This is a genomic window from Peribacillus sp. NPDC097295 (genome assembly GCF_044761665.1).
Classification (GTDB): domain Bacteria; phylum Bacillota; class Bacilli; order Bacillales; family DSM-1321; genus Peribacillus.
Map to the genome: position 1 here is coordinate 171,383 of NZ_JBIWCW010000004.1, position 25,393 is coordinate 196,775.

The 25,393-nt window shown below is 39.1% G+C and carries 25 protein-coding genes and 1 riboswitch; of the genes, 2 read left to right on the plus strand and 23 right to left on the minus strand.

Going from position 1 to position 25,393, the window contains the following annotated elements; genetic code table 11:
• Positions 1-34 precede the first annotated feature (34 nt).
• The 20 genes from fni to ACIQXN_RS09520 form a co-directional block, all read right to left on the minus strand.
• Positions 35-1,081 (minus strand): type 2 isopentenyl-diphosphate Delta-isomerase, encoded by a 1,047-nt coding sequence (gene fni, locus ACIQXN_RS09425; RefSeq protein WP_402965356.1) that lies wholly within the window; start codon positions 1,079-1,081, stop codon positions 35-37.
• Between the two features lie 21 nt (positions 1,082-1,102).
• Positions 1,103-2,239, minus strand: a complete 1,137-nt coding sequence (rpsA, locus tag ACIQXN_RS09430) for a 30S ribosomal protein S1 (protein ID WP_402965361.1) — start codon at positions 2,237-2,239, stop codon at positions 1,103-1,105.
• Between the two features lie 207 nt (positions 2,240-2,446).
• Positions 2,447-3,034, minus strand: coding sequence for a lysophospholipid acyltransferase family protein (locus ACIQXN_RS09435; protein ID WP_402965364.1), 588 nt, complete (start codon positions 3,032-3,034; stop codon positions 2,447-2,449).
• Entirely contained in the window at positions 3,031-3,705 is a 675-nt protein-coding gene (gene cmk, locus ACIQXN_RS09440) for a (d)CMP kinase (RefSeq protein WP_402965368.1), read from the minus strand. Before cmk ends, ACIQXN_RS09435 begins: the two co-directional genes overlap by 4 nt.
• Before the next feature lie 190 nt (positions 3,706-3,895).
• A complete protein-coding gene (locus tag ACIQXN_RS09445) occupies positions 3,896-4,081 on the minus strand; it encodes a YpfB family protein (RefSeq protein ID WP_402965372.1) in 186 nt (61 codons plus the stop codon).
• A gap of 68 nt (positions 4,082-4,149) precedes the next feature.
• Entirely contained in the window at positions 4,150-4,815 is a 666-nt protein-coding gene (locus ACIQXN_RS09450) for a flagellar brake protein (RefSeq protein WP_402965376.1), read from the minus strand.
• Positions 4,816-4,997: 182 nt separating this feature from the next.
• On the minus strand, positions 4,998-6,353 hold the full coding sequence (ypeB, locus tag ACIQXN_RS09455; RefSeq protein ID WP_402965380.1) for a germination protein YpeB: 1,356 nt from the start codon (positions 6,351-6,353) through the stop codon (positions 4,998-5,000).
• A gap of 14 nt (positions 6,354-6,367) precedes the next feature.
• Entirely contained in the window at positions 6,368-7,213 is an 846-nt protein-coding gene (gene sleB / locus ACIQXN_RS09460) for a spore cortex-lytic enzyme (protein WP_402965384.1), read from the minus strand.
• A 122-nt stretch (positions 7,214-7,335) separates the two neighbouring features.
• A complete protein-coding gene (prsW, locus tag ACIQXN_RS09465; protein ID WP_402965388.1) occupies positions 7,336-8,022 on the minus strand; it encodes a glutamic-type intramembrane protease PrsW in 687 nt (228 codons plus the stop codon).
• Between the two features lie 87 nt (positions 8,023-8,109).
• Positions 8,110-9,075 (minus strand): asparaginase, encoded by a 966-nt coding sequence (locus tag ACIQXN_RS09470; protein WP_402965392.1) that lies wholly within the window; start codon positions 9,073-9,075, stop codon positions 8,110-8,112.
• A gap of 14 nt (positions 9,076-9,089) precedes the next feature.
• The gene (locus ACIQXN_RS09475) at positions 9,090-10,061 is read right to left on the minus strand and encodes a YpdA family putative bacillithiol disulfide reductase (protein ID WP_402965396.1); all 972 of its coding nucleotides are present in this window, start codon (positions 10,059-10,061) and stop codon (positions 9,090-9,092) included.
• Between the two features lie 154 nt (positions 10,062-10,215).
• Positions 10,216-11,493: a Glu/Leu/Phe/Val family dehydrogenase gene (locus tag ACIQXN_RS09480; protein ID WP_402965399.1), complete on the minus strand. Its 1,278-nt coding sequence runs from the start codon at positions 11,491-11,493 to the stop codon at positions 10,216-10,218.
• Between the two features lie 267 nt (positions 11,494-11,760).
• Positions 11,761-12,333, minus strand: coding sequence for a genetic competence negative regulator (locus tag ACIQXN_RS09485; protein ID WP_402965403.1), 573 nt, complete (start codon positions 12,331-12,333; stop codon positions 11,761-11,763).
• Positions 12,334-12,418: 85 nt separating this feature from the next.
• Complete coding sequence (locus ACIQXN_RS09490) at positions 12,419-13,312, minus strand: MerR family transcriptional regulator (protein WP_402965407.1); 894 nt, start codon at positions 13,310-13,312, stop codon at positions 12,419-12,421.
• A 99-nt stretch (positions 13,313-13,411) separates the two neighbouring features.
• The gene (locus ACIQXN_RS09495; RefSeq protein ID WP_402965412.1) at positions 13,412-14,224 is read right to left on the minus strand and encodes a metallophosphoesterase; all 813 of its coding nucleotides are present in this window, start codon (positions 14,222-14,224) and stop codon (positions 13,412-13,414) included.
• A 93-nt stretch (positions 14,225-14,317) separates the two neighbouring features.
• Positions 14,318-14,776, minus strand: coding sequence for a YpbF family protein (locus ACIQXN_RS09500; protein ID WP_402965415.1), 459 nt, complete (start codon positions 14,774-14,776; stop codon positions 14,318-14,320).
• A 153-nt stretch (positions 14,777-14,929) separates the two neighbouring features.
• Positions 14,930-15,697, minus strand: coding sequence for a LysM peptidoglycan-binding domain-containing protein (locus ACIQXN_RS09505; RefSeq protein ID WP_402965418.1), 768 nt, complete (start codon positions 15,695-15,697; stop codon positions 14,930-14,932).
• Positions 15,698-15,714: 17 nt separating this feature from the next.
• Positions 15,715-16,302 carry a CPBP family intramembrane glutamic endopeptidase gene (locus tag ACIQXN_RS09510; RefSeq protein WP_402965423.1) on the minus strand — a complete coding sequence of 196 codons (588 nt, stop codon included), beginning with the start codon at positions 16,300-16,302 and terminating at the stop codon, positions 15,715-15,717.
• Positions 16,292-17,800: a RecQ family ATP-dependent DNA helicase gene (locus tag ACIQXN_RS09515; protein WP_402965426.1), complete on the minus strand. Its 1,509-nt coding sequence runs from the start codon at positions 17,798-17,800 to the stop codon at positions 16,292-16,294. The genes ACIQXN_RS09510 and ACIQXN_RS09515 overlap by 11 nt, the downstream gene beginning before the upstream one ends.
• The gene (locus tag ACIQXN_RS09520; protein ID WP_402965429.1) at positions 17,797-18,864 is read right to left on the minus strand and encodes a YpbB family protein; all 1,068 of its coding nucleotides are present in this window, start codon (positions 18,862-18,864) and stop codon (positions 17,797-17,799) included. Before ACIQXN_RS09520 ends, ACIQXN_RS09515 begins: the two co-directional genes overlap by 4 nt.
• Before the next feature lie 287 nt (positions 18,865-19,151).
• Between ACIQXN_RS09520 and ACIQXN_RS09525 the strand changes: the two genes are divergently transcribed.
• Positions 19,152-19,400: a ferredoxin gene (locus ACIQXN_RS09525; protein ID WP_402869232.1), complete on the plus strand. Its 249-nt coding sequence runs from the start codon at positions 19,152-19,154 to the stop codon at positions 19,398-19,400.
• A 110-nt stretch (positions 19,401-19,510) separates the two neighbouring features.
• Here ACIQXN_RS09525 and ACIQXN_RS09530 read toward each other — a convergent pair whose 3' ends face one another.
• Complete coding sequence (locus tag ACIQXN_RS09530; RefSeq protein ID WP_402965432.1) at positions 19,511-20,092, minus strand: ECF transporter S component; 582 nt, start codon at positions 20,090-20,092, stop codon at positions 19,511-19,513.
• A 169-nt stretch (positions 20,093-20,261) separates the two neighbouring features.
• A riboswitch (FMN riboswitch) is annotated at positions 20,262-20,396 on the minus strand.
• A 335-nt stretch (positions 20,397-20,731) separates the two neighbouring features.
• Between ACIQXN_RS09530 and serA the strand changes: the two genes are divergently transcribed.
• Positions 20,732-22,306: a phosphoglycerate dehydrogenase gene (gene serA, locus ACIQXN_RS09535; protein ID WP_402965435.1), complete on the plus strand. Its 1,575-nt coding sequence runs from the start codon at positions 20,732-20,734 to the stop codon at positions 22,304-22,306.
• 313 nt (positions 22,307-22,619) lie between these two features.
• Here the strand turns inward: serA and ACIQXN_RS09540 are convergent, their stop codons facing one another.
• Positions 22,620-24,413, minus strand: a complete 1,794-nt coding sequence (locus ACIQXN_RS09540; RefSeq protein WP_402966080.1) for an ATP-binding protein — start codon at positions 24,411-24,413, stop codon at positions 22,620-22,622.
• Positions 24,410-25,126 (minus strand): response regulator, encoded by a 717-nt coding sequence (locus ACIQXN_RS09545; RefSeq protein WP_402965439.1) that lies wholly within the window; start codon positions 25,124-25,126, stop codon positions 24,410-24,412. The genes ACIQXN_RS09540 and ACIQXN_RS09545 overlap by 4 nt, the downstream gene beginning before the upstream one ends.
• Between the last annotated feature and the right edge of the window lie 267 nt (positions 25,127-25,393).

The following is a 25,393-nucleotide window of genomic DNA, read 5'->3' on the forward strand; positions in this document are numbered from 1 at the left end:
CTGTAGCAAATAGAAGGTGCTTCTTTCGTTATATTCATCTGGCATAAGCAGAGCAATCTATGCCCCTTTGAGTCAACCAGTGAAAGGTATCACCGGTAATTACCATCTTGGTCTTTCTAAGCTCTGGAAGATTCGCGGCGCCAAGTGCAGTCATGATGATTTTTAAATCTTCATGTATGTAATTTATTTCGTCAATCAACTTCTTTAAGCCATTTTCCTTATGCAACTTTAAGAAATGGCCGGCTACCCCTAGTCCTTTTGCTCCTAAAGCTAGACTTTTTGCCATTTCCAAAGGATTTTGAATACCGCCGGAACCCAAAATGGACAACGCTGGTGAGACATTGACTGCCTCTATTACGGATGCAGCTGTTGGAATACCCCAATCATTGAAGTAACCGAGTACTTTGGAGCGTCTTTCATTTTCGATTCTAGCGAAATTCGTTCCCCCGAATCCACCAACATCAATGATAGATACCCCAACAGAATGCAACTGTTCCACGGTTTCCTTACTCATACCAAAGCCAACTTCCTTAACTATGAGCGGAACATCTAGGCTTTTATTGATCTCTTCTATCCTGGACAATATACCCACAAAGTTTCTATCTCCTTCAGGCATTGTCAGCTCTTGAATGACATTGATATGAATTTGAAAGGCATTAGCCTGAATCATATCACTCGCCCGCTTTGCTTGTTCGACAGTGGCTTCACCACCAAGATTTCCAATTAAGATTCCATCAGGGTTTTCCTGCCTCGCCACTTTATACGAAGCTTCCTGGCCAGAGTCTTTGATAGCTCCCATTTGCGAGCCAACAGCCATTGCCATCCCAGTTTCCCTTGCAGCAATTGCCAGCTCCCTATTGATTCGTTCGGTTTCAACTCCACCGCCACCGGTCATCGCATTTATAAAAATTGGCGAACTTAGTGTAAGTCCGCCAATTTCGGTTGTGAAATCTACATTATCCAAAGAAATCTCAGGTAAGCTTTGGTGAACAAACGAAACATCTTCTAATCCGGATTTACGTTGCTGACCAGTTCTCAATGCAATGTTTATATGGTCTATTTTTCGTTGTGCTCTCTCCAAGGCTCTCTCCAATTTATCATCTTATTTTAGTTTTTTTAATTGGTCGCCAATCATTTCTCCCAACTGGAAACCTTTCGTTTCGGCAGGAACCTCATAATCGGACGAGTAATTTGATTGAGGGTCTTCCAGTTCTTTTATGCTCAATGATAACCGTTGTTCTGCTTCATTGACATCCAGAATTTTCACTTTGACTGACTGACCCTCTTGTAAAACTTCTTGCGGCGTTGCTATATGTTTATGAGATATCTGTGAAATATGGACTAGGCCTTCCACTCCCGGGAAAATCTCTACGAAGGCACCAAAGGAAACGAGGCGTTTAACGACCCCTTCTAGTACGGAACCCTTTGCTGCTTTATCAGAGACATCCACCCAAGGACCAGGCAACGTATCCTTTATGGACAGTGAAATCCTTTCATTATCACGATCAATTGAAAGGACTTTCACCTGTACTTTATCGCCTTCGGTAACGACATCCGATGCTTTATCTACATGCTGGTGAGAAAGTTGTGAAATGTGAACAAGCCCGTCCACGCCTCCAATATCAACAAAAGCACCGAAATCGGTTATTCTTTGAACAGTTCCTTCAATCACTTGACCACTTTCAATCGTATCAAGAACACTAGCTTTCTGTTTTTCCTTTTGTTCCTGGACGACCGCTCGATGGGAAAGAATCAAACGGTTCTTATCCTTCTCAAGTTCTACAATCTTGAATGTTAAAGTTCGGTTTTTGTAATCAGAAAAGTCTTCAACAAAATAGTCTTCTACTAAAGAAGCTGGAACAAAACCACGCACGCCTAGATCTACAACAAGTCCGCCTTTGACAACATCTTTTATTTCTGCTTCAAATACGACTCCATTTTCAAATTTTTCTTCTAGGTCATCCCAAGCTTTAAGTGCATCAATTTTACGTTTTGATAGAATAAGAGCTTCTTCCTCCACTTTGATAACTTCAAGTTCTAAGATGTCTCCTTCTGAGACGGCATCAGACGCTTTTTCGACATGAAGACTTGACAACTCGCTGATAGGAATGATCCCATCGGACTTGCTGTTTACCACATCGACAATAACCTGTTTTTCCTCTACCTTTGAAACGGTTGCTTTTACTTGATCCCCAACATTATAGTTGTTCACTTCTACTTGATTCATCTCTTCTGTCATTACTAACTCCTCCTTAACCCATGACTGATCTGCAAATTCATCGGCCACATTTTTTATTTAAAGTGATTTTTAAAAACACTTTCTATAAAGATGAAACAGCCTCTTTTTAGAGTAATAAAATTAAATTTCCATTTTTATTCCTTTAAAGGAATATTACCCCTATTTTATAAATTCTAACAAAATCAGTGAATTGTCAAGCGTAAAGGATTATTTATGCTCAGAAATCAATTTTCCAATATGGCCCATGACTATCTTGGTAGCTTCATCAGCTGAAATCCTTTTCTCTCGATATTCTTTAAAATCAATAGGTGGTCCATATACGACCTTTAAAGGACGCAATAATCGATACGGACCAATTATTGCACAAGGAACGATTACAGCTTCGGATCGCAATGCGAAAAAACCGGCTCCAGCTAATCCTTCTTGCAATTCACCTGTTTTACTTCTTGTACCTTCGGGAAATAGCCCAATTACTTTGCCTTCTTTTAAAAGTTTCAGCCCTTTTCTAAGTGATTCCCGATCGCTGTTTCCTCTCTTAACGGGGAAAGCATTTACCCTAGGTAATATACCCTTTAATATGGGGGCATGAAACAATTCTTCCTTCGCCATGAAGTGAATATCCCTAGGAGACGTCATCCCAACGACGGGCGGATCCAAATTATCAATGTGATTGGCACAAATCAGCACGCCTCCCTCTTTAGGTATATTTTCCTTCCCTAACGTTTTAACCCTGTAAGCGGGTGTTAAAACGCCTTTTACGACGTTTTTGCCAAAAGTATAAAAATCCAAGGTCATCTTTTCCTTTCTTCTATCAATGACATGATGCTCTCTGCCACTTCTTGGATTGATAAAGAAGTCGTGTCAATCTCTACAGCATCATCTGCCTTTTTCAAGGGGGAAACTTCTCTCTCAGAATCTAGCTTGTCCCTAGTAGCAATTTCTTCTTTTAATACTTCAATGTCAGAAGGAAAGCCTTTTAGAATATTTTCCTGATGTCTTCGTTGAGCTCTTTCATCCACAGAAGCAATGAGGAATACCTTTACTTCAGCATTTGGCAGTACATGCGTACCTATATCTCTGCCATCCATGACAACTCCGCCATTTTCTCCGAACATTTTCTGCCTTCTGACCATTTCTTCGCGAATACTTCGGTGCTTTGCCACTTCGGAGACAGACCCGGTTACTTCATTATTCCTAATTTGTGTAGTAACATCTTCATTATCCACAAACACCATTTGTCCCGACTCACTAGGTCTTAAAGCAATGTCCGTATGGATCAGAATATTGAATAAAGCGTTCTCATCATTCAGGAGAACCCCGTGATTCAACGCTTTATAAGTTAGTGCACGGTACATTGCACCTGTATCTACATATATGTAATTGAACTTTTCTGCAACAATTTTCGCAACCGTACTTTTTCCAGCAGCGGCTGGCCCATCGATTGCAACTGATAATTTTTTTTTCATAAATCCTCCCAAGAATCCTACGATCATGATGATAGTTTATTTCCCTTTCATTTTATCACAATTAACGAGAAAAGATTAATAAAAGGATGTGTGAATTGAAAATCACATCAAGACATGAAACCTATAGATATTAACCAAAATTTTTCTTGACTAGTGAAATATTCAGAAAAAAAAGCGGGTATCCCACGCTTTATTTTATTGTACCGTTAAAGGTCTCAATAATTTTTGTATAGTTATTGGTGTTAACTCCCTCATACTTCGAGAGCTTTGTCAGTTCAAAGATACGATTTTCCCTACTAAGGAGAAGCTGAAAAAAGAGTAAACAGATTAGTTGGATTACAATCACTTTGATTAACAGCCTTTCGAATGTTCTCATAACTGTCCCTTTCCAAACTTTGTTATACACTCAGTATGGTAGGAAATCGGACTTCTCATTCACTTCAGTTACATATAAAGCCCTTTTTTCTTCAAAACCACCTGCTTTTCAAAAATAAACCGCATCAATGTTTGAACATCATTTCTTGGAGGGTCTATAAATTGAATGTGTAACAACCTATTACCATGGTCCTGCTCGGTTATCCTAATCACTTTACTTCTTAACCGTAAATATTGAATCTCCCCTGACTTTAAAGTAAGGGCCATCCATAGATATAATTGTGAGGAAGAATCGATATCCATCCCTTTTAAAAGCCTGATGGAGGCTCCCCCTGCACTGATGTCCTCAGTCAGCGTGTGAAAAGGGGCAAACTCATAATTCACCGGATGCAGTGCGGTATCTAAGGTCACATCAAGACGGACATACTGTCTCCGTTGAATTTTCACAAACGTTTCTTCATTGGGTAACAAGAGTTGAATCATGGGTATCTGCCCTTTAACTTTTCCTAACACTTCAGAATCAAAAACATATACGGCTTGTTCCTCATCCGAGAAGGAAATATTCAGTTGTGTTCCATCCACAAGAAACGCTATTTTCCCCGTCTCGATACTTATGGGATAGTCTATATAAAAGTAACCAGATTCAGGTTCCATTTCTACGACCATACATTTAAACTTTTCCTTTTGAGAAGAGTATTTTTGTTCCAGCATTAACATATCACCTATTTTAAACATCGTTCTCCACATCCTCCGTTTTAATAAAAAGGATAACCAATCAAGGAAATCATAGAAAATTCACTATAATTTATCCTGTATAATCCATAAAAAGTCTTTTTTATTATGTCATGGAATTAAAAAAAGAAAAAGTACCTAGGTACTTTTTCCTATTATTGTTTCCATTTATTATATAAATCAACTCAGATTAACTTTTCATAAACAGGTTCCGAATTTTTCAATTTCTCCACTTTTTCTTCCTTGCCGTCGTTAGCATTGATGAATATTCTGTATGTGTCGTTCTTAATCGTCCCAAGAAATTCGTAACACAGTACCTCCTCACCGAGATCATTAAGAATTAGTGCTTTTCCCTGTTCCATGATTTTGACATTGGAATTAATTTTTTCTTTAGCTTCATTTTCAGTAATTTTTGCATTATCAATTTCCCGTATTTTATTAGCCTTTAAAAATTCATCTGCCGAAAATCCGATGATTGATCCATCGTCCAACGCTACTTTTACTTTCACCGAATCTGGGTATATCTTTACCCCATTGACTGATGAAACAAAATTAAATAATCCGATATGACCATATTGTGCACTTTCAAACAGTTCAAGTGATTTGAAATCATGCTTCTTAAGGAATCCGGATGCTTTGGCATAAGCTTGATTTAAATCGATATTCGTTTTCTTCACGTCTCGGTTATTGATATACCAGATTGGATACCCGCCTTTTTTGGTCATATCCATATTCACTTCAGTATCCGTTTCCTTATCTAGTAGGCTTACGCTATAAAATCCATAGTCGGAGCCTTTTCCATTTTCCTCAACATTGACTTTCAAGTTGCCTTTTTTGATATTTGCATAATCTTTTGCAGCAGATGCAGCTTCTTTTTTAGTTAATACTTTCCCCTTCACATTCTGATAGTTTTTATCTTTTTGCTCTGCAGGGGTAAATGTGGGATTCATTTCATTTGTTTCACCATACCCTGCAACCTTTTTCTCGACCGTTTTAAACCCATCGATGATTGTGTTATCTTGATTTTCTTTTCCAGTCGCGAGGGCTAACTCGACATCCATCCATCGCAAATTATTCTTGAGTACAAGATACTGTACCTTTCTCAGTTCACCTTGTATGTCTCCTGCTTGAGTATATAAAGAATTTAGTGTCGAATATTCTTTATCGTTTAGCGGCTCTTTTTCTAAATCCCGAACTGCCGTTTGATAACTGAAGTCTGCTATTTTCGATAAGAATTCTTCCGTTTTATTAAAAGGAAGCAGTGTCAATGGTAGCTGACCGACATCACTTTGCGCCTCGGAAGTGATACGCCAAACATCGGTAAGGGCGGGGCTCAAAGAAGATTGTGAATTCATCGCGAGTGTACTCCCGATTTTGTCATGCAGTAGGTCCACTTGATAGCTTAAATCATGAAAGGCCCGCTGATATGTGTTTTCAGCATTGATTAATACGGCATTCTTTTCTTTATGTTCCTGGTACCCCCAAAATGCGGTTCCACCAACGACAATAACAAGTATGGCAATCACTATATTCCTAACCATTTTTCTTCACCTCTTTACTTACAGAAAATATGTTTTCCGATTTTTTTTATTTGTGGCCTAGACCATATCCACTTACTGGTTGCTGTATCAGGGTTAAAATAATATTCCGCGTTGCCGCTTGGGTCCCAACCGTTAATGGCATCCAGGACGGCTTCTTTTGCTTTTTCATTCGGGGTCAGCCAAATTTGTCCATCAGCCACTGCCGTGAAAGCACGTGGCTCAAAAATCACCCCGGAAACGGTATTGGGAAACGAAGCGCTCTCTACCCTATTCAAAATGACAGCTGCAACTGCAACCTGCCCAGTATACGGTTCCCCTCGAGATTCACCATAAACTGCGTTCGCCATCAGTTGGATATCATTCTGTGAATATCCTCCTGGAAGATTGGCCGAAGTAGCTGCACCTGGCGATGAATTTTCCGATGAAGAGTTATTTGTTTCATTTTTCGAGGCACTATCTTTAACTTTGACTTGCTTATCAATGTCAACTCCCCCGTAGTAAGTAAACTCATTTCCTTTTTTAATCTGGTCATGAACAAATTCCTTATTGTAATTAGAAGCTTTAACAAGCTTCTTTTTTGTCGTTTCTCCTGCCAACCCATCGATCGGCAGACCGAAATCTTTTTGGAAATTCCGAAGTGCCCAATATGTACCCCAGCCATACACTCCATCAATTTTCCCTTGATAGTAACCGATGTTCTGTAAGCGTGCCTGTAATTCGATTACATCATCGCCAACTGCGCCCCTTTGAATAACTTGACTCGAAAAGGCATTTGTTCTTGTTTCCGGGAAAACTCCGAAACAAATCGCAATGCATGAAAACAGCAGGAACCATTTCCATGTTAACGAATTCCCTTTCATCAAAACACTCCTCTTCATTTAAATTAACGTACTTCTATTTTCTTCTTAAGCGGTAGTTTTATTCCATGGCAATAAAAAACGGAGTGGGCAATTTATGCCAACACTCCGAATCAGGAATACTATTATTTACTAACATAATGATTTTGAGAAAGTTCTTCTGCATGAAATTTAGATAGAAGTCGAGCCTTCTTTACCTTTTTCATTCCCAGCCACCAAAGGTAAATCATGAACGGCATGATTAAATGCACCCAAAATTTTTGGGAGATCAAGATATAATCATAAATTCCATGTAACATAAAGGGAACGAGAAGAGCCAAGAGTAAGTAGGACCTGTTATTTTTAGAGGAAAATTTAGCTTTACCTAAATAATACCCCATGATAACACCAAATAAGGCATGGCTCGATACTGGTAGGATTGCCCTGCTAAAAGCATGTTCTACACCATTGGCAAGCAAATACAACGCATTTTCCATTGTGGCGAAACCTAAAGAAACTCCTGCCCCATAAACGATCCCATCATAAGGCTCATCAAAGGCAATATGCTGGTAGATGACATAGATCAGTATGAACCACTTGAAAAATTCTTCAAGCAACGCAGCCCATAAAAACGCATTGGCAAAATCCGTATCTAAAATGTGTTCCGTTTCGAGCACATATTGTATAAACATGATTGGGAGAACAAGGAAGACACCGAATAGAAAAGTTTTGATGACCACTGAAATAGGTTCGGTATCATATTGATCTTTCAAGTAAAAATAGCTAAGTAACGCCAACCCCGGCGCAATAGCCGCTGACAAAATGACCAGCATGAGCTGACCTCTTTTCTTTTCTTTAATCGTACCACGGAATGCACAAAAATTAAATCCTGTAATCAAAGTCTTCCATTTTATTACCCGTCAGTATTTAAAGTGATCCTCTTCTAAAATCACTTCGCTTGCCAGTATGACAGCTAACTTTATGCGTGCTTTTTTACTGTCATAATCCGCACCTAAAATCACGCCTCTTTGTTTTAAATCCGCGGCACTTCCGACATAGTCATAGGCGGGGTATACCTTCCCCTCTTCCGCAGCTGTCGTCATGACGATAGCAATCCCTTTATCCATAGCATCTTGTATTGCAGGCACCATTCGTGGTGTTACTTGACCCCTGCCAACACCCTCGAGTACTATTCCTTTAGCTCCATTGTTAACAGAGGCTTCGATATAGATACCATCGGCGCCTGTATGGCATTTGATGATATCCACTCTCGGAATCGAACCTTGCACATCAAAACTCTCACGGTATAATGGTTTCTGATATAGGCTGACCACTTCATTGTCAATGATCCCCAAGTAACCATATCCAAAGGATTCAAATCCTTGTAAATTGGAGGCATGCACTTTTTTAACATACTTAGCTGAATAAATTCTTTCATTAAAAACGACAACTACACCAACATTTTCAAGAAGGGGGCTTGCAGCTGTTAAAATGGAATTTCTTAAATTCGAATACACATCCGTTCCAACTTCTTGTGGAGAGCGTTGCGAACCAGTTACCACAATCGGCCGTTGATCATTCGTGGTGAGATCAAGAAAAAATGCCGTTTCTTCCAATGTATCAGTACCATGGGTTACAACTATCCCAGCAACATCCGGGTCTTTCAATTCTTTTTGGATGGCCAGCTTTAGTTCATCCATTTTATCTAAATCCATGGACATGCTCGGTATTTGAAAAAGATCGACAAGTTTAACTTCAATTTCCTTTGGCAGCTCGCAAAGGGAGGCCAACTCTTTTCCACTCAAAGCTCCTGATGACAACATGCCATCCGTGGTTTCTTTACTTGCAATCGTTCCACCTGTCGTAATTAATGATATTTTCCGCATCCTTATTCAGCTCCTTATTTACTTTTGTTTGAAGCTAAATGATGGGCAATTAATTCGCCGTGGAACCTGCCGTTTTCGATAAATATTTCGTTGGCATTATTGCCTGCTGCCAGGACACCCGCGATATAAATGCCTTCAACATTTGTCTCCATCGTATTTTCATCATAAGTAGGTCTTCCTGTTTTCTGATCAATTGAAATGCCCATCGAAGCTAAAAACGAATGATCGGGATGGTAACCCGTCATCGCAAATACAAAGTCATTGTCAATCACCTTTTCCACGTCACCTACACGATACACGACACTGTCTTCCGTGATCTTATCTACTGTGGCGTTGAATTCCATCACAACTCTCCCATTGCGAACCAATGACTCGAACTCAGGAAGTATCCACGGTTTGATGCTTGTTGAGAACTCAGAGCCTCTATACAGGACAGTGACCCTTGCCCCGGACTTGACCAATTCCAATGCCGCATCCACACTTGAATTTTTACCTCCGATGACTGTAACGTCACAGTTAAAGTAGGGATGTCCCTCTTTGAAATAATGAAAGACTTTAGGAAGCTCTTCTCCTGGAATACACATATAATTAGGATGATCATAATAACCTGTAGCGACGATAACACGCAACGCTGTATAATTCCCTTTAGATGTTTTCACAAGGAAGCGTCCGTCATCCTGTTTTTCGACTTTTTCAACTTTTTCGAACTTATGTACCCGCAATTCTTTTCTTCTGACAACTTCCCTGTAATAGGCAAGGGCCTGATTTCGGACGGGTTTTCGATTTTCGATAATGAATGCCGTATCACCTATTTCCAACTTCTCACTGGAACTAAAAAAGGTCTGATGTGTGGGATAACGATAAATGGAATCAACAACATTGCCTTTTTCTATAACAAGGGCGCCAATCCCCGCTTCTTTCAGTGCTATGGCAGCTGCCAGTCCACATGGACCCCCTCCGATTATAATAACTTCTTCATTATTCATTTTTCATGCCACTGCCTTTCTATCTATAATATAAAATATAAATCATTCTACGTAAAAAATCCTATCATTAAATGATAGGATTTTTTACAAATCTTTTCAAAGATAATGCTTGTACCCACTAGCATTTACAAATTAAGCATACATTATATAAGTATTAAATCCACCCACGGAAACGGGATGCTTCCGCCATTTTCCTTACCCCGACCATATAGGCTGCTAATCGCATATCAACACGTCTGGATTGGGAAAGATCATATATATTATTGAATGACTTCACCAGAATTTTTTCGAGTTTTTCGTCAACTTCTTCTTCAGACCAATAATACCCTTGGTTGTTTTGAACCCATTCGAAGTAAGAAACAGTAACGCCTCCAGCCGAAGCCAAGACATCAGGAACCAATAAAATACCACGGTCAGTTAAAATTTGCGTAGCTTCTATTGTAGTAGGTCCGTTGGCCGCTTCCACCACGATGGAAGCTTTAATGTTCGCGGCATTATCTTCCGTGATTTGATTTTCGATAGCGGCTGGAACTAATATATCGCAATCCAATTCAAGAAGCTCTTGATTGGTAATGGTCGTTTTAAATAATTTCGTAACAGTTCCAAAACTGTCTCTACGGTCTAGCAAATAATCGATATCCAAACCATCAGGATCATGTAACGCACCATAAGCATCCGATATCCCTATAACTTTAGCACCCGCATCATGCATGAATTTCGCTAAGAAACTACCTGCATTCCCAAAACCTTGAATGATAACACGTGCCCCTTTTATATCAATACCGCGTTTCTTTGCGGCTTCATTAATACAAATAGTCACACCTTTAGCAGTCGCAGATTCACGACCATGAGAACCACCTAGCACAAGGGGTTTACCAGTAATGAAACCAGGCGAATTGTATTCATCAATTCGGCTATATTCGTCCATCATCCACGCCATGATTTGTGAATTGGTAAATACATCTGGTGCAGGAATATCCTTTGTAGGCCCCACGATTTGGCTGATCGCACGGACATAGCCCCGGCTAAGTCTTTCCAACTCTCGGAAGGACATATTACGAGGATCACATACTATTCCACCCTTACCTCCACCATAAGGAAGATCAACAATTCCACATTTCAAACTCATCCAGATGGATAACGCTTTCACTTCACGTTCCGTCACATTCGGATGGAAACGAATTCCACCTTTTGTAGGACCAACAGAGTCGTTATGCTGTGCCCTGTACCCTGTGAATATCTTAACGGATCCATCATCCATGCGAATGGGCATTTTTACCGTTAATAACCGTAATGGCTCTTTTAACAGTTCAAATACTTCTTCAGGATACCCCAGTTTGTCCAGTGCTTTATGTATTACAGTCTGGGTAGACTTTAGCACATCATGTTTTTCTTCCTCGTTCACGTGGCCATTCCCTTTTGCCGATTCCATTATAGTACCCCCTATATAATCTCATCCATATATTATAATTAGCGATTAGAGCTCTTCAGTGCTAGTATACACCTTCGCAATATTAAAGCAAAGAGTAAAAATGTGAATTTAAAATTTAGAAATATTCAAAAAATGAAAACGGTATCATTCCACTTGTTACTTTTTAATTCCCCCTATTCTCTAAGACTAAAACCGAAAGCGATGAGGTTTTTCAGGCAAACCGTGTTCAGCTATATTAGAAGTGTCTGCCCTGTCTCCCCTTTTAGGCTAAATGAAATGCGTGCTTAAAGCATGTATGGCTTCCTTTGCGATCAAACGGGTCCCATATTCATTAATGCGGTATAATGTCAGCGTCGATGCATGACCATACTCAGCCGCTAAAGAGATAACCGTTTCATAAGTAGCATCCTTCACGTCTTCAATCAATAAATAATATTTTCCCTCATAAAAATAAAGAGAGCTATTAAGCATACCTTGAAAAGTCAAGCGGTGACACAATTGGATTACATCTTCAAAATCGTGAAAAACATAGAGAATATGGGGCGATTCATCGATTTTCACCTGTAGATCAAGGAACTCTTCTTCATTAAATAATTCTTCTTCATCTTTCGTTACAATGATGATCAAACCCTGAGCAGGCAAAGAAAAAATTTCAATGGCAATAGAACCACTCATCTTAAAACTGAGTTCTTCACATGCTTCCTCGACCATATCTTGAAACAATTTGTGCACTTTCAAGGAATTCCCTAAGATATCCTCTTTTGTAATGCCTCTATCAATTAAATCATCAAGGGTCAGAAATATCTTGATTTTATTATTCGTTAATCGCTCCAACTTCATAAAAAAATGCCCCCTGGTTTCCATCTTCATACATCATATGAAGACTTGGTCTCAAGGTGCATATCCATTATTTTCGAGGAATGAATTAAGACTTCAACCATTTAGTCCAATCGGCTTGGATGCCGCCAATTAAAACATGATTGAACTTCTTTCGGTTATCCTCCGACATATGATTCAGCGCTTCTCCCCCAAGCCCCACCTTCAGGTCAGGGAACTCTTGCCAAAGCTCTTCTATCAACTTTAAAGTTCCAGGGAGATTCCCAGAAAGCGAGCAAGACATGAAGAGAAAAGCTGGTTTAATTATATTCAATGCGATAAAGAGATCCTCGTCAGCAATCGATTCTCCTAAATAAATCGTTTCATATCCTTTTCTTTTTAGGAAAATAGTAAAAATCAACAACCCAAATTCATGCTTTTCCCCCGGCGCACACACGGTTAATGCTTTAGGTAACAAACCGCTTGTCGGAATGGTATGCATGATGGAGCTGATTCTGGCCTTGAGAATGGAGGAAGCAAAATGTTCATGAGCCGAAGTGATTTCTCCACTTTCCCATTTGTTACCAATTTGAACAAGAATGCCTCCGAGTATCTCAACTACCGTATGTTCAATCGTATACATACTGAAAGCCTGACTAATGATCGTTTGAGCCTTATTTTCATCGAAGTCTAAGAGCGCCTCAAGCAACTCATTAGCTAATTTAACCGTTTGGTCATTATCTTGCTTTGTTTCATAAGCTTCGCCCTCTATCTTTTCAGAGCTCTCAAGCAACGATACAGCTTGACTGATTGTAAACCCTTGATTCGTTTTATTGATTAGCCATTTTAGGATATGGAGATGTTTTTCCGTATACAATCTATGACCTGAATCATTCCTGATGGGTTCAATGAAGTGATACCGTCTTTCCCATGCCCTTAAAGTACCAGGCTGGATACCTAGCAGTTTAGAAACCGCCTTTATATTATATTTACCTTCTTGCATAATTTAACAAGGCCTCCAATAACAGAACATCATTTGTAGAAATTATAGTGGATTATCTCCACCCTGTAAAATTCAAATATGCTCATTTTAGCTGTTAGCCTAATAAACCTTCTCTAAAGCGTCCCCAAATCCTGTACTTTCCCCTTTTTTCAATGTAAACAAATGGGTTTCCGGCTTCGCTTCGAGTCTCAAGGGCACCGTACTTGTCCCATATCCGTTACTCGTTATGTACATACACTCCCCTTCTTTTGTGATGCCTCCCAAACGATATGGACCAAATCCAAATAAACGAATCTGCCCTCCATGGGTATGTCCTGAAAGAACGAGATTAATACGGTGTTCTGACTTTATTTGATTTTTCACTAGCGGGTTATGACTGATCAATATCCGGAAGTGCTCATTTCCGCAATCCGACAGAGCAAGGTCGAGCCTGTCCCTTTCTACAGATATATCATCTATACCTAAGAGGGCGAGATGCTCACTTTTCTTCGACTCGAACGAAACGGAGGTGTTATCCAAGATCTTGACCCCATGTTTCAAGAGCGCAGCATCCAACTCGTGAAAATCCCCTTCGTAATCATTATTTCCCCACACAAAATATAAAGGACCAATTCCCTTCAATTTCAAGATGTTTTTTTCGACCCGCTCTAAAGGAACTCCACTTTCCCGAATATCCCCTCCGATAATCACTAAATCCACTTTACCTATGACATCCGTGATTAGACGATCCGAAACGGTTCTCCGATGTATATCGGAAATGAAAAAAATCCGAATTTCCCCAAACCCTTCCGGAAAATCGTTAAAATATAAATCTTGAATAATCAGCCTATCCTGATTAGCCACTCGCCACATGTAAACAACCAAAAAGAATAGAAGCACTATCAAACCTAACAATCCATATGCCAGAACCATCTTCCACTAAACCTTCTTTCTCTTCAATTGCCAAATAACATCCTAAATTAATTATAAAACCTTGCCTTCAATTAAATATTCTCAAGTAAGTTTTTATTTATTTTCATGAAATAAGTTAATGTCATAATTCTTCTTCATCATATCAAATACCTTATGCCGGCTTTTCCATTCTTCCTCTTTTTCCCATAGTTGTTTGCTTTTATTGATGATTTCACAGCGAAGCAATTGAAATTCCTTCTCTGCCTTATCCATTTTGTTTTTAATCATCATCATATAACCATATATTCCTGCGGCTGCAGCTAAAAATAGATAATGTTTAAAATCATCAACAAAGATACTGAACATCTTAAAAAAGGAGTATGAATAAGGAACAACTATATATAGATAAAGGTATATCAAAAAAAGAGCTACAATGATCATTGTTGCCCATAAACTATGAATGTGCTTCTTTTTGAGAGCCTCGAATTTTTTTTTGCGGACCACAACGTTCTGTAACATTTGTTTTGCTGCCTGATCGGTTTTATCATCAAGTAAAATGATTGCCGGTTCCATTTTTTCTTCCGCCTCCTTCATATCCTTCAAGTCATGATATGAGGTTGTCTCGAAAAAAATGATAAATAAAGCTGCCTTTCTACTATCTAAATGACCTAAACCTTTGGAAAGTAAAGCACCCTGTCAACTTTAGAGACAGAGTGCTCATACCTTTTATTTTTTCAAGGGAATCTTTAACACTTGTCCCTTGGAGATCTCATTCCCATTCAGGCCGTTCCATTCCTGAATTAACGCGATTCCTTCTTGTGACTTGTAGTAATTCATGGCAATTCGGAATAGTGTTTCCTCTCCCTGAACCGTATGATATACAACTTTATAGCTGTCACTATCCGATTGGGAAGTAGCACCGTCAGAAGTTTTTTTATCCTCTGCTTCCCGCTTAGCCTTCTCTTCCGCTTCCTGTTTGGCCTTTGCTTCTGCTTCCTCTTTGGCTTTCGTTTCCGCTTCTTGTTGGGCCTTTGCTTCTGCCTCTTGTTTCGCTTTTGCCTTAGCTTTTTCTTTAGCTTTTGCCTCTTTCTTCGCTTTCTCTTCTGCAGCCTTCTCCTCTTGCAGCTTTTCTTCTTTAAGCTTATCAGAGTCTTTTTCTTCCTTTTCCTTCACATCTCCGGCCGTCGCAGTGGTCGGCACCGTCTCTTCTATCGTTTCTTCCCCATCACTAAAATTCACCACTTCACTACTTTTTGTATCCTTCTCAGGTCTATCTTGAAGATATGTATAAAGACTATAAAACCCCACAGGAAGCAAGATGAAAAATAGCGATAATAATTTAATCATGGGAAATTTTATCTTCGCTTTGCTTTTTTTCTTTTTATTTTGATGAATTTCACTTCTCTTTGGCAGAGATGACTTCGCCTTTTGACGATCGACTCGCGTACGAAGTTCTCCAGCCTGATCTTTTTCACTCTCTTTTATACGACTCATCTAAGTCACCGCCTTCTTCAGTTAATCCCAGCTTCATACTTACGTCTTATTAATATCCCAAGGATAAAATCTATTAAAAAATGGGCTGTGATTGTCACTAAAATATTTTGGGTCCATTCAAACAAGAACCCAATAAAAAAGCTTAGAACCATGACACTCAAAAATAAAAACCAATTAAATAAATATCGATAATGAACAACCGCAAATATAAGGCTCGTCCATAGCAGTCCTATATGGGTCTGGATAACTCCTCGAAATAATATTTCCTCACTAACCGCCACCACTAAGGCAACAATGAAAATCATAAAGTAAGGTAAACTTCTGAAAATACGTTCATTGACCCCACCATCATCTTGATAGGAAGCCGGTGTCACTTTCATCAGACTCACATCAAACATAACCACTAATATCCCTGCAGGAACACCCACTAACAAAATGTTCATGTCATTAAAGTTAAATAAATTAAGAAAAGCAGAAAAATCTTTAAATAAGATTACGCCTAAAAAAAAAGCAACAGTTAAGATAATCATTTGGGTCAGGAATAAATTAGAGAGTAGTTGTTTATCTGTAAGCTGTTTTATTAATTCAGCCTGTTTATTTTTCATCTTTAATATCCCTATCCAATAAAACAAAAGCTAATTCCTCTTTCCAGGTTGAATACGTATTAACCTGTTGTTCCCTTACTGCAGGCCATACATCCAGGATGTTTTTTACACCTATCCCGCAACAATCGCAACAGATGGGATTCACTTTCTGCTGCTCTTCCTCAAAATAATGCAAAATCCCTAAACGCCGACACAATTTTGTATGAAGCCAATTTAAAAACACGCCCAATTTAGCTTGGTTCTGTATTTTTCTAGTCTGACAATACGCTTTCATCGCATCCATATGAAACAGCGGATTGTTATCCTTCAGAAATTGTGTAAAGAAACGAAACTGTATATCAGTTAAGGAAAAACGTTGGAAAAGCTGTTCTTTTTCAGAAAGGGTTAAATCGCCAACGGATCTTTTCACTTCATTTAAATACGAACAAACCGCTTCGATTTGGCTATCAGTGGGAAGTTGTTGTTCCAATAAATGCAAAGGAAGCCCTTCATCTCCTTCACAGTATAATAATACCGCAACACTTTGTTTTTGGTCACGTCCCGCTCTACCTATTTCTTGAAGGTATGATTCCATGGTGGAGGGCATATGAAAATGAATGACAAACCTAACATCCGCTTTATTGACTCCCATTCCAAAAGCGCTGGTCGCACAAATGATCTTTAATTGGCCTAAGATGAATTGCTGCTGAATAAGCAATCTTTGTTCCTGTTCCATACCACCGTGATAATAATTGACGCTACTGACCCCATTATCCTGTAAAAATTCCGTGACGGATTCCGCTACTTTTTTCGAAGAAAAGTAAACAATACCACTACCTGGAAATTCCCTTACCAATGAAAGTACACGGAAAAGCTTTTCTTGATAATCAGCTAAGTTTTCTACGAGTATGGAAATATTTTCCCGATCAACAGATGAAATGACTTCTTTGGCATAAGTGATATTCAATTTCCCGATGATGTCTTGACGCACTTCTTTTGTTGCAGTTGCAGTCAAAGCTAGCGTTAGGGGGTTATTTAACTTTTGTCTTACTTCTCCCAAATTCAAATAGTCCGGACGAAAATCATACCCCCACTGAGAAATGCAGTGTGCCTCATCAATGACGAACAAACCAATATCGATGGCTTTCAAGGACTGAATCACATTATCTAGCCCAAGCATTTCGGGGGATAAGAATATAAACCGATACGTATGCAAACGTTCAAAAGCCTGTTTTTTTTGATACGGATTCAGAAAAGAATTGAGGGTCAATACACTTTTTTCCCCTCTCATTTTGAGCTGATCTGCCTGATCCTGCATCAATGATAATAAGGGCGAAACAATGATAACCGTCTTATTGAAAAGGTAAGCAGGAAGCTGGTAACATAATGATTTACCTGATCCCGTGGGAAGCATGGCCAAAGTATGGTTCCCTTCAAGCAAGGATTGAATCACCTCTTGCTGCCCAGGACGGAAATTGTCAAATCCAAATTTTTCTTTCAAGACTGAATTCAAGTTCATCCTCTATCACCTATTTTCGCAAGTACAAGCCTGATTTGAAAAAAGCTGATTTGGTCATTATCAACTGCTCCCTTGATAGCCTTCAGCTTTCTTGTCTTAAGTTCTTTGATGACCGTAATGATTTGGTTTTCAGCTTCGTTTGAAACATAATCCTGTATCGAAAAGCTTTTATCCGATAGGACGATTTCCACAAGGTGATCCTCAATCGTATTGGCTTTTAAACGACGGATTTCTGCAATTTCAGATATCGTTTTCCCTGCCTGAATATAGTTCAGAGTCATTTGGGTGGATTGTGTCATATGAAGATTCCCACCATTTTTCCAGTCAACGATCAGTGAGGCCAATAGAGGGTAATCACTTACCGTTGAAATTTCCATGAGCATGTGATGCAGTGTTTCGAGAAAAATGAACTGCACATACCACTCATCGACCTCTTTCCTTTTTCCAATCTGTTCAAACGTAAGCCCAATGCGATTCACTCCCGTAATTTTCAAGACAAAAATATCACGGTTCAACTCCCTTTGTAACTCCAAAAGTGTTACAAGTTCCTCATAAAGATGTTGGGCAATTAACTCCCGATTTTGTCGATTGGTAGATAAAAATCCCTTTACGAATTCCTGTATTTGTTGATTTTGTTGTATCGGATAGAATGACCTTTCATTGTGGACAATATGGGATATAGTTTGAATAAGTAAAGTTAGTCTTCTCCAAAAATCTTGAGTGATGCTTTGGTATTTCCACCCGTTCAGGGAAGTAGGAAGCGGGCATTTTATGAAATAGGCCTTCAATGCCTTCCTTCCTTGTTCACTAATCATATAAACATCGTCATTTCCTGTTGCGTCGATTAACTTCAGTTCAATGAACAATCTTATGTTTTGAATTAACTGCTCACGGGTAAAACGAGGGACAGTCCCAAAAATATTCGTTAATCCAAATAAATGTGCATCCTGGATTGTCTGGGACGATTTTTTACCCTGTAGCATATGATAAATAGCGAAGATGGAACGCTCACCTTGAAATTTTTCTATCGCATTTAAAATGATTGCTTGAAGATAATTGTTCATGAAGCTCACATCCTTGTTCCATTTATCCAATTATATTGTAACAAAAATCTTCAAAAACCGCCGTTTTTTTTATGTCAAATTCGCATTGATATTTGTGTGAACCTATCGAATGAGAACACATTATAATGAAAATCTTCCAATAATTTTTGTTGACATTCCATGTAATGCCATACTATCGTTACATTTTCTATTGATAAGTTCGGCATTCGGTCTTACAATAAGGAAGAGATAATAATTTATACTAAAAAGGTTATGAGTTGTATATCAACTTAGGAGGGGTTTTAATCATGGCTAAATTTACTATTGTTGATAAAGAAACCTGTATCGCTTGTGGAGCTTGTGGAGCGGCAGCACCGGATATCTACGATTATGATGATGAAGGAATTGCATTTGTTACGCTAGACGATAACGAAGGAATCGTTGAAATCCCAGATGTTCTTATAGATGACATGATGGATGCTTTTGAAGGCTGTCCAACGGATTCTATTAAGGTAGCGGATGAATCATTTGAAGGCGACGCCCTTAAATTCGAATAGGTCAAAAAGCCATTTTCATTATGAGAATGGCTTTTTTCTTTAATGGTACCTTCATACAGAAAGAGGTAGAAAAAACGCAGGATATCTGGTTTTTTCTACCTCTTTTATTTTTAAGCATTTTTATATAAAACTTGTTTATTGATCCATGCTTGAAGTTTAACGAATAATAGCATGAAAACAGAAGTGATAAGCAATCCTTTAATTACATTAAACGGAAGTATTGCCGCTGTTACGAATTTCCTGGACTCCGGTGCCGTCATTGCATCCCATCCCATAAAGAACGTATATGCCGGTAAAAAGACATAATAGTTTAGGACACTCATAACTAGCGCCATAGAAACTGTCCCGGCTAGCAAAGCAAACGTCATCCCTTTTTTAGAGCTGATGTTTTTATATACATAGTAAGTTGGCAGAATGAATATTATTCCCGCTATAAAGTTGGAGATATGTCCTACCGGTACCCCAGTATCGGTTCCTGTCATGACCAAATCCAGTAGATTTTTCAGGAATTCAACCAATATCCCTGCCAGCGGTCCATAAATCAATGCGGCCATCAGCGCAGGAATGTCGCTAAAATCAATGTTCAGAAAAGGTGGAAATCCTGGAAATGGGAAATTCAAAAGCATAAGTAAGTACGACAGACTTCCAAACATTGCAAGCGTGACCATTTTTTTAATATTATTCGATTTCATAGCTCTCTCTCCTTCTTTTTCTTGATCTACCGTGAAAAAGAGGTAAGGGATCCTTCATCATGTCGATGTTCAATAAAAAACCCTTTAATTCCGACAGAATTAAAGGGATAAATTAAAGGTTTCATCAAACAAACGTTCAGCATTTGACTGTTTGAACGCAATCAGGAACCTCCATCTTCTCCCATCCAGACTATACTGTCGGCTTTGGAATCTCACCAAATCCTGCCCCTAAAGGCTCGCGGGCTTAGAAGAAATATTCTTCATCACCGCCGGTGGGGAATTACGCCCCGCCCCGAAGATAGACCTATAAAATTTCTTTTACAATTTTCATTATAAATGATTATTCTTTTTTTGAATAGTATTTTTACCTCACCTTTAGTTTAATCAGCACTAAGTGATGTCATTTATAACCATTTTAAACAAAACTGGCTTAAATCCTTATCTCGTTTAACACTATCGAAAATAATTTTTTATTAATAGACGATTGACGGAAAAAGCCCTTACCATTGCTGATTTTACCGGATAATTTACAAGGCTAACTTTTTTAAAAGCGCTTACAAAACGAAATGTTAAATTGACATATTTGCTAGTTCAATTGTAAAATTAACTGAAATTTAAGAGAATTGAAGGTGTTTACACGTGTATCAGATTTTAGTAGCAGATGCCATTAAACCAGAAGGACTCGGACCGCTTTCAGAGGCATCCAATATTCTTCTTATTCAAAAGACTGTAGAAGAAGCAGCAAACGAACTTGATCAAATTGATGCGATTCTTGTAAGAAGTGCAACAAAAGTTACAGAAGATTTAATGAATCGCATGCCTCAATTAAAGATTATTGCACGCGCAGGTGTCGGCGTTGATAACATTGACATCCCGGCTGCCACCAAAAGGGGCATTGTCGTGGTAAACGCACCTGATGGCAATACAATCTCCACAGCTGAACATACTTTTGCCATGATGGCCTCTTTGATGCGCCATATTCCACAAGCTTATGCTTCCCTTAAAAATGGAGAATGGAAACGCTCTTCGTACACGGGAACGGAACTTCGCGGGAAAACTCTAGGTATTATAGGCTTTGGACGTATTGGTGGGGAACTTGCCAAACGCGCCAAGGTTTTTGGTATGGAAGTCATTGTATTTGATCCATTCCTAACTGCCGATCGCGCAAAAAAGATGGCTGTAACCTCCCTGCCTTTAGATGAATTGCTTCCTAAAGCAGATATAATCACTGTACATACGCCTCTAACGAACGAAACTAGAGGGTTAATCAATAAAGATAAACTACTTACCTGTAAAAAAGGTGTGTACGTACTAAACTGTGCACGCGGTGGAATACTTGATGAAGATGATTTATACGAGATGATCGTCCAAGGACATGTAGCTGGAGCTGCGATGGACGTATTCGTTGAAGAACCACCATTTGGCAACAAATTACTTGAACTTGATAACGTCATTGCTACTCCCCATTTGGGAGCTTCCACCAAAGAAGCCCAGTTAAATGTAGCCGTTCAAGTTGCACAAGAAGTATTAACCTACTTTGAAGGCAACCCAGTATCCAGTTCGATTAACCTTCCAGCCATTTCTAAAGAAGTCTTTGAAAAGGTGCAGCCGTTCTATCAACTAGTCCAACAAATGGGTTCCATTGCCTCTCAATGCATGAAAGAAGGCATACAAGAGATTTCCGTTACTTACGCAGGGGACTCCTTGGACTTTGATACAGCCATTTTAACAAAAAGTCTAATATCAGGCTTCTTCAAATCGAGAGTCGATGCTTCAGTCAATGAGGTGAATGCGCTATTGGTTGCCAAAGAAAGAGGAGTTACCATCGGAGAAAAAGTTTCTACTGACTCCCTAGGATATTCAAACCTGATTAGCTTGAAAGTAAAAGGTGACACTCGTGAACTAACGATTAGTGGAACTCATATTGAAAACTATGGTTCTCGGATTGTCAATCTGAACGGTTTCAAAATCGATTTCCACCCTGAACCTAATTTACTTTATATCCAACATACCGATAAACCAGGGGTAATCGGTAACGTAGGCAAGATCCTTGGTGATCACGCAGTAAATATCGCGACTATGCAAGTAGGTCGAAAAGAAGCTGGCGGGGAAGCCATCATGGTTTTAAGCTTTGATAAACCATTAGAGGATAATATGAAGCAATACTTAGAGGAAACTCAAGAAATTACTTTCATGGCCCGTATTTCATTATAAGCCTTTAGGGTGCACCCGATCATCTCGGGTGCACCCTCTTTCTTTCTTTCTGAATGGGAATGAAACTTCGTTAGGAGCATTCGGAACTGTAATCTCTTCCAATAGGGTCAGATTTCATCCATATTTTTCACTACTTTTATCCCAGAATGATTACAAGCCTCCACTCCCCCCTGATATAGGCTTCTTGAACAAGGTCCTTTCCTTTTCACGGATTTAATAAATGAAAAAATGGGCAAAGGCAATTTGGAAATCCAATTGCCTTTGCCCACCCCGTTTCTCATGTAACAAGATTTTTTGCCAATCTACCTGACATTCATTCAGCATTTTCCATCATTCGAGGTAGAATAAAGCTGAATGTTGTTCCCTTTTCTGGTAGGCTGTTCACCGAAATATATCCATCATGTGCATCTATGATATTTTTAACGATGGCCAGGCCTAATCCTGTACCGGAACGGCCACGGGTACGTGCTTTGTCTGCTTTATAAAACCTCTCGAAGACGAATTGCAAATCTTCTTCCGGAATGCCTGAACCGGAATCCGTCACATCTATAATCAACCCTCTGCGATCACTCATTCTTTGCTGGACATCGATTTTCCCGCCTGCCGGCGTATGTCGAATCGCATTATCAATAAGATTCGTCAAGACCTGCTCAATCCTGTCAGGATCGAAATTCCAAGTGATTCCGTCGTCCTGTAGATGTGTCGTAATCGTTATCCCTTTGTCTCTAGCCAGTCCTTGAAACTTACTTGTAATCCTTTTTAAATATGGAGAGATAGAAATCAGCTCATAACTAAGGTTCATTTTACCTGATTCCAATCTGGCCAAATCTAATAAGTCATTAACTAAGCGTCCCATCCTTAAGGATTCATCATAAATTATCTGAGCCATTTCCATTTTTTCTTCTTCACTGCCTGCTATATCATCTACAATCGCTTCACTATAGCCTTGAAGCATCGAAATCGGAGTTCTCAACTCATGGGACACATTGGCTATGAAGTCCGTCCTGAGTTTATCCATGCGCCTTTCATCACTCATATCACGAATGATAGCCACAGCTCCGCGGATATTATTCGCATTTGAATATAAAGGACTGACTATCAGACCCCAATTTCTTCCCTGTAAAGTAATTTCACCAACTTGTTCCTTATCAAAAGACTCAGATTCATCGAATAGATTCATCAGCACGGATGGTACATCCAGATTGCCTTCCCGGTTATAACCTTTTTCAAAGTACCAGGCTTGCAAGAAACGTTCAGCCGGAGGATTCGTTTCCAAGATCGTACCACTTTTATTAAATGTAATTACACCATCTGCCATACTGCTTAAAATGCTTGCAAGATGCTCCTTTTCCTGACTGAGAGCATTCATATTGAATTTTAGCTGTTTTCTCATCTGATTGAATGCAATGGCCAATTCACCAATTTCATCCTGGGTGAGAATGGGAACCTTAGTATCAAATTTCCCACGAGCTATGGCCAATGCAGCTTCTCTCATTTTGACAAGCGGTGCGTTGATTCTTGTTGATAAGAAGAAAGCGAAAATGGTCGTCAAAATGATGGCGATTCCTGCAGCTAAGAGAATGAATTGCGTAGTGGACTTAGTTGTCTCTTTCGTCGATTCCAATGACTGAATCAAAAAGAATTCGTCTTGCTGTCCATTGAACTCGAGTGGCACTCCCACTATAAATGCTGACAATGGTTCAGTGCCTTGCCCCTTTGCTGGAAGCATCATTTCTTTTTTTACAGTTTTCCCCTCTGTAAACACCTTGATTAATTCGGGATCTTCCATAAAGAATTCAGAAGTTATATTAATGCCATTTTCATCATCCGATGAAAAGACCATCTTGTCATCATTCAATATGATGACTTTTGTTTCATCGCCTATTAACTCAGATGCAATTTGCAGAACATCGTCCCCATTGCCTCCATGTTCATTCGTGACTGTAATGATTTGCTGTGCCATTTGGGTTAAATCATTCTCGACATTTTCTATCTGAAAATTATCAAAGAATTCAACTAGAAGTACTGTTAAAACCATCAACACAAAAGAGACAAGCAAGAGAATCGTTGCCCAAAGCTTACCAACAACACTGCCCCATAACATCAGTCGTTTATTACTTCGAACTTGTACCCGACGCCCCAAACAGTGACAATCATCTTAGCAGCATTTTCGGATATACGGTTTAACTTTTCACGCAGGCGTTTGACATGCGTGTCAACAGTTCGAAGGTCTCCAAAGAATTCATAATGCCACACTTCTTTTAACAACTGTTCTCGATCAAATACTTTATCGGGCGATTTCGCTAGGAAGTATAATAATTCATATTCTTTAGGCGTAAGCGAAACATCCTTTCCATCCGCCAGTACACGATGGGCATCATTATCAATCGTTAGATGGGAAAAGACGATCACATCTTTTGCTGACGTTTCGGTCTGCATGTAATTTACGTTGGAAGAACGGCGCAAAAGTGCTTTAACCCTCAATACTACCTCACGCGGACTGAATGGTTTGACTATGTAATCATCAGTCCCCACTTCGAATCCCTGCACTCGATTGACTTCTTCACCTTTAGCGGTCAGCATGATGATAGGTGTCGTTTTTTTCTCTCTTAACTCACGACATACTTCAATTCCATCTTTACCAGGCATCATAATATCCAATAAGATTAAATCATAATCATTTTCGAGAGCTTTTGTTAAAGCGACATCTCCGTTTTCGGCTTCATCGATTATATAGTCTTCTCTTTCTAAATACATTTTTAGCAAGCGGCGGATTCTTTCCTCATCATCCACCACAAGAATTTTAATTGCATTATACATTATGTAACCAGCCTCCTATCGTTTATTTTACAAAATCAATGCATGTATGACTAATATTATTTCTTAGCAAATGCAGATAAATAGCTATATCCGTTCCCCTTTCATTAACTTTTCACTATATTGTCACAATGATTCCAACATAACTTGTAACGTTCACTCGAATACTTGGGAATTATAAATGAAAAAAACAGAAAAAAAGAGAGGTCAATTGTAGACGATATCGATAAATCTTTTTTCGACATCACTAACAAAAGACCCCCTTTATAG

What these genes read in the sequence shown, in the direction of transcription:
- rpsA (WP_402965361.1), bottom strand. Translation starts at nt 2,239, where the DNA reads ATGACAGAAGAGATGAATCAAGTAGAAGTGAACAACTATAATGTTGGG.
- ACIQXN_RS09435 (WP_402965364.1), bottom strand. Translation starts at nt 3,034, where the DNA reads ATGACCTTGGATTTTTATACTTTTGGCAAAAACGTCGTAAAAGGCGTT.
- cmk (WP_402965368.1), bottom strand. Translation starts at nt 3,705, where the DNA reads ATGAAAAAAAAATTATCAGTTGCAATCGATGGGCCAGCCGCTGCTGGA.
- ACIQXN_RS09445 (WP_402965372.1), bottom strand. Translation starts at nt 4,081, where the DNA reads ATGAGAACATTCGAAAGGCTGTTAATCAAAGTGATTGTAATCCAACTA.
- ACIQXN_RS09450 (WP_402965376.1), bottom strand. Translation starts at nt 4,815, where the DNA reads ATGTTTAAAATAGGTGATATGTTAATGCTGGAACAAAAATACTCTTCT.
- ypeB (WP_402965380.1), bottom strand. Translation starts at nt 6,353, where the DNA reads ATGGTTAGGAATATAGTGATTGCCATACTTGTTATTGTCGTTGGTGGA.
- sleB (WP_402965384.1), bottom strand. Translation starts at nt 7,213, where the DNA reads ATGAAAGGGAATTCGTTAACATGGAAATGGTTCCTGCTGTTTTCATGC.
- prsW (WP_402965388.1), bottom strand. Translation starts at nt 8,022, where the DNA reads ATGCTGGTCATTTTGTCAGCGGCTATTGCGCCGGGGTTGGCGTTACTT.
- ACIQXN_RS09470 (WP_402965392.1), bottom strand. Translation starts at nt 9,075, where the DNA reads ATGCGGAAAATATCATTAATTACGACAGGTGGAACGATTGCAAGTAAA.
- ACIQXN_RS09475 (WP_402965396.1), bottom strand. Translation starts at nt 10,061, where the DNA reads ATGAATAATGAAGAAGTTATTATAATCGGAGGGGGTCCATGTGGACTG.
- ACIQXN_RS09480 (WP_402965399.1), bottom strand. Translation starts at nt 11,493, where the DNA reads ATGGAATCGGCAAAAGGGAATGGCCACGTGAACGAGGAAGAAAAACAT.
- ACIQXN_RS09485 (WP_402965403.1), bottom strand. Translation starts at nt 12,333, where the DNA reads ATGAAGTTGGAGCGATTAACGAATAATAAAATCAAGATATTTCTGACC.
- ACIQXN_RS09490 (WP_402965407.1), bottom strand. Translation starts at nt 13,312, where the DNA reads ATGCAAGAAGGTAAATATAATATAAAGGCGGTTTCTAAACTGCTAGGT.
- ACIQXN_RS09495 (WP_402965412.1), bottom strand. Translation starts at nt 14,224, where the DNA reads ATGGTTCTGGCATATGGATTGTTAGGTTTGATAGTGCTTCTATTCTTT.
- ACIQXN_RS09500 (WP_402965415.1), bottom strand. Translation starts at nt 14,776, where the DNA reads ATGGAACCGGCAATCATTTTACTTGATGATAAAACCGATCAGGCAGCA.
- ACIQXN_RS09505 (WP_402965418.1), bottom strand. Translation starts at nt 15,697, where the DNA reads ATGAGTCGTATAAAAGAGAGTGAAAAAGATCAGGCTGGAGAACTTCGT.
- ACIQXN_RS09510 (WP_402965423.1), bottom strand. Translation starts at nt 16,302, where the DNA reads ATGAAAAATAAACAGGCTGAATTAATAAAACAGCTTACAGATAAACAA.
- ACIQXN_RS09515 (WP_402965426.1), bottom strand. Translation starts at nt 17,800, where the DNA reads ATGAACTTGAATTCAGTCTTGAAAGAAAAATTTGGATTTGACAATTTC.
- ACIQXN_RS09520 (WP_402965429.1), bottom strand. Translation starts at nt 18,864, where the DNA reads ATGAACAATTATCTTCAAGCAATCATTTTAAATGCGATAGAAAAATTT.
- ACIQXN_RS09525 (WP_402869232.1), top strand. Translation starts at nt 19,152, where the DNA reads ATGGCTAAATTTACTATTGTTGATAAAGAAACCTGTATCGCTTGTGGA.
- ACIQXN_RS09530 (WP_402965432.1), bottom strand. Translation starts at nt 20,092, where the DNA reads ATGAAATCGAATAATATTAAAAAAATGGTCACGCTTGCAATGTTTGGA.
- ACIQXN_RS09545 (WP_402965439.1), bottom strand. Translation starts at nt 25,126, where the DNA reads ATGTATAATGCAATTAAAATTCTTGTGGTGGATGATGAGGAAAGAATC.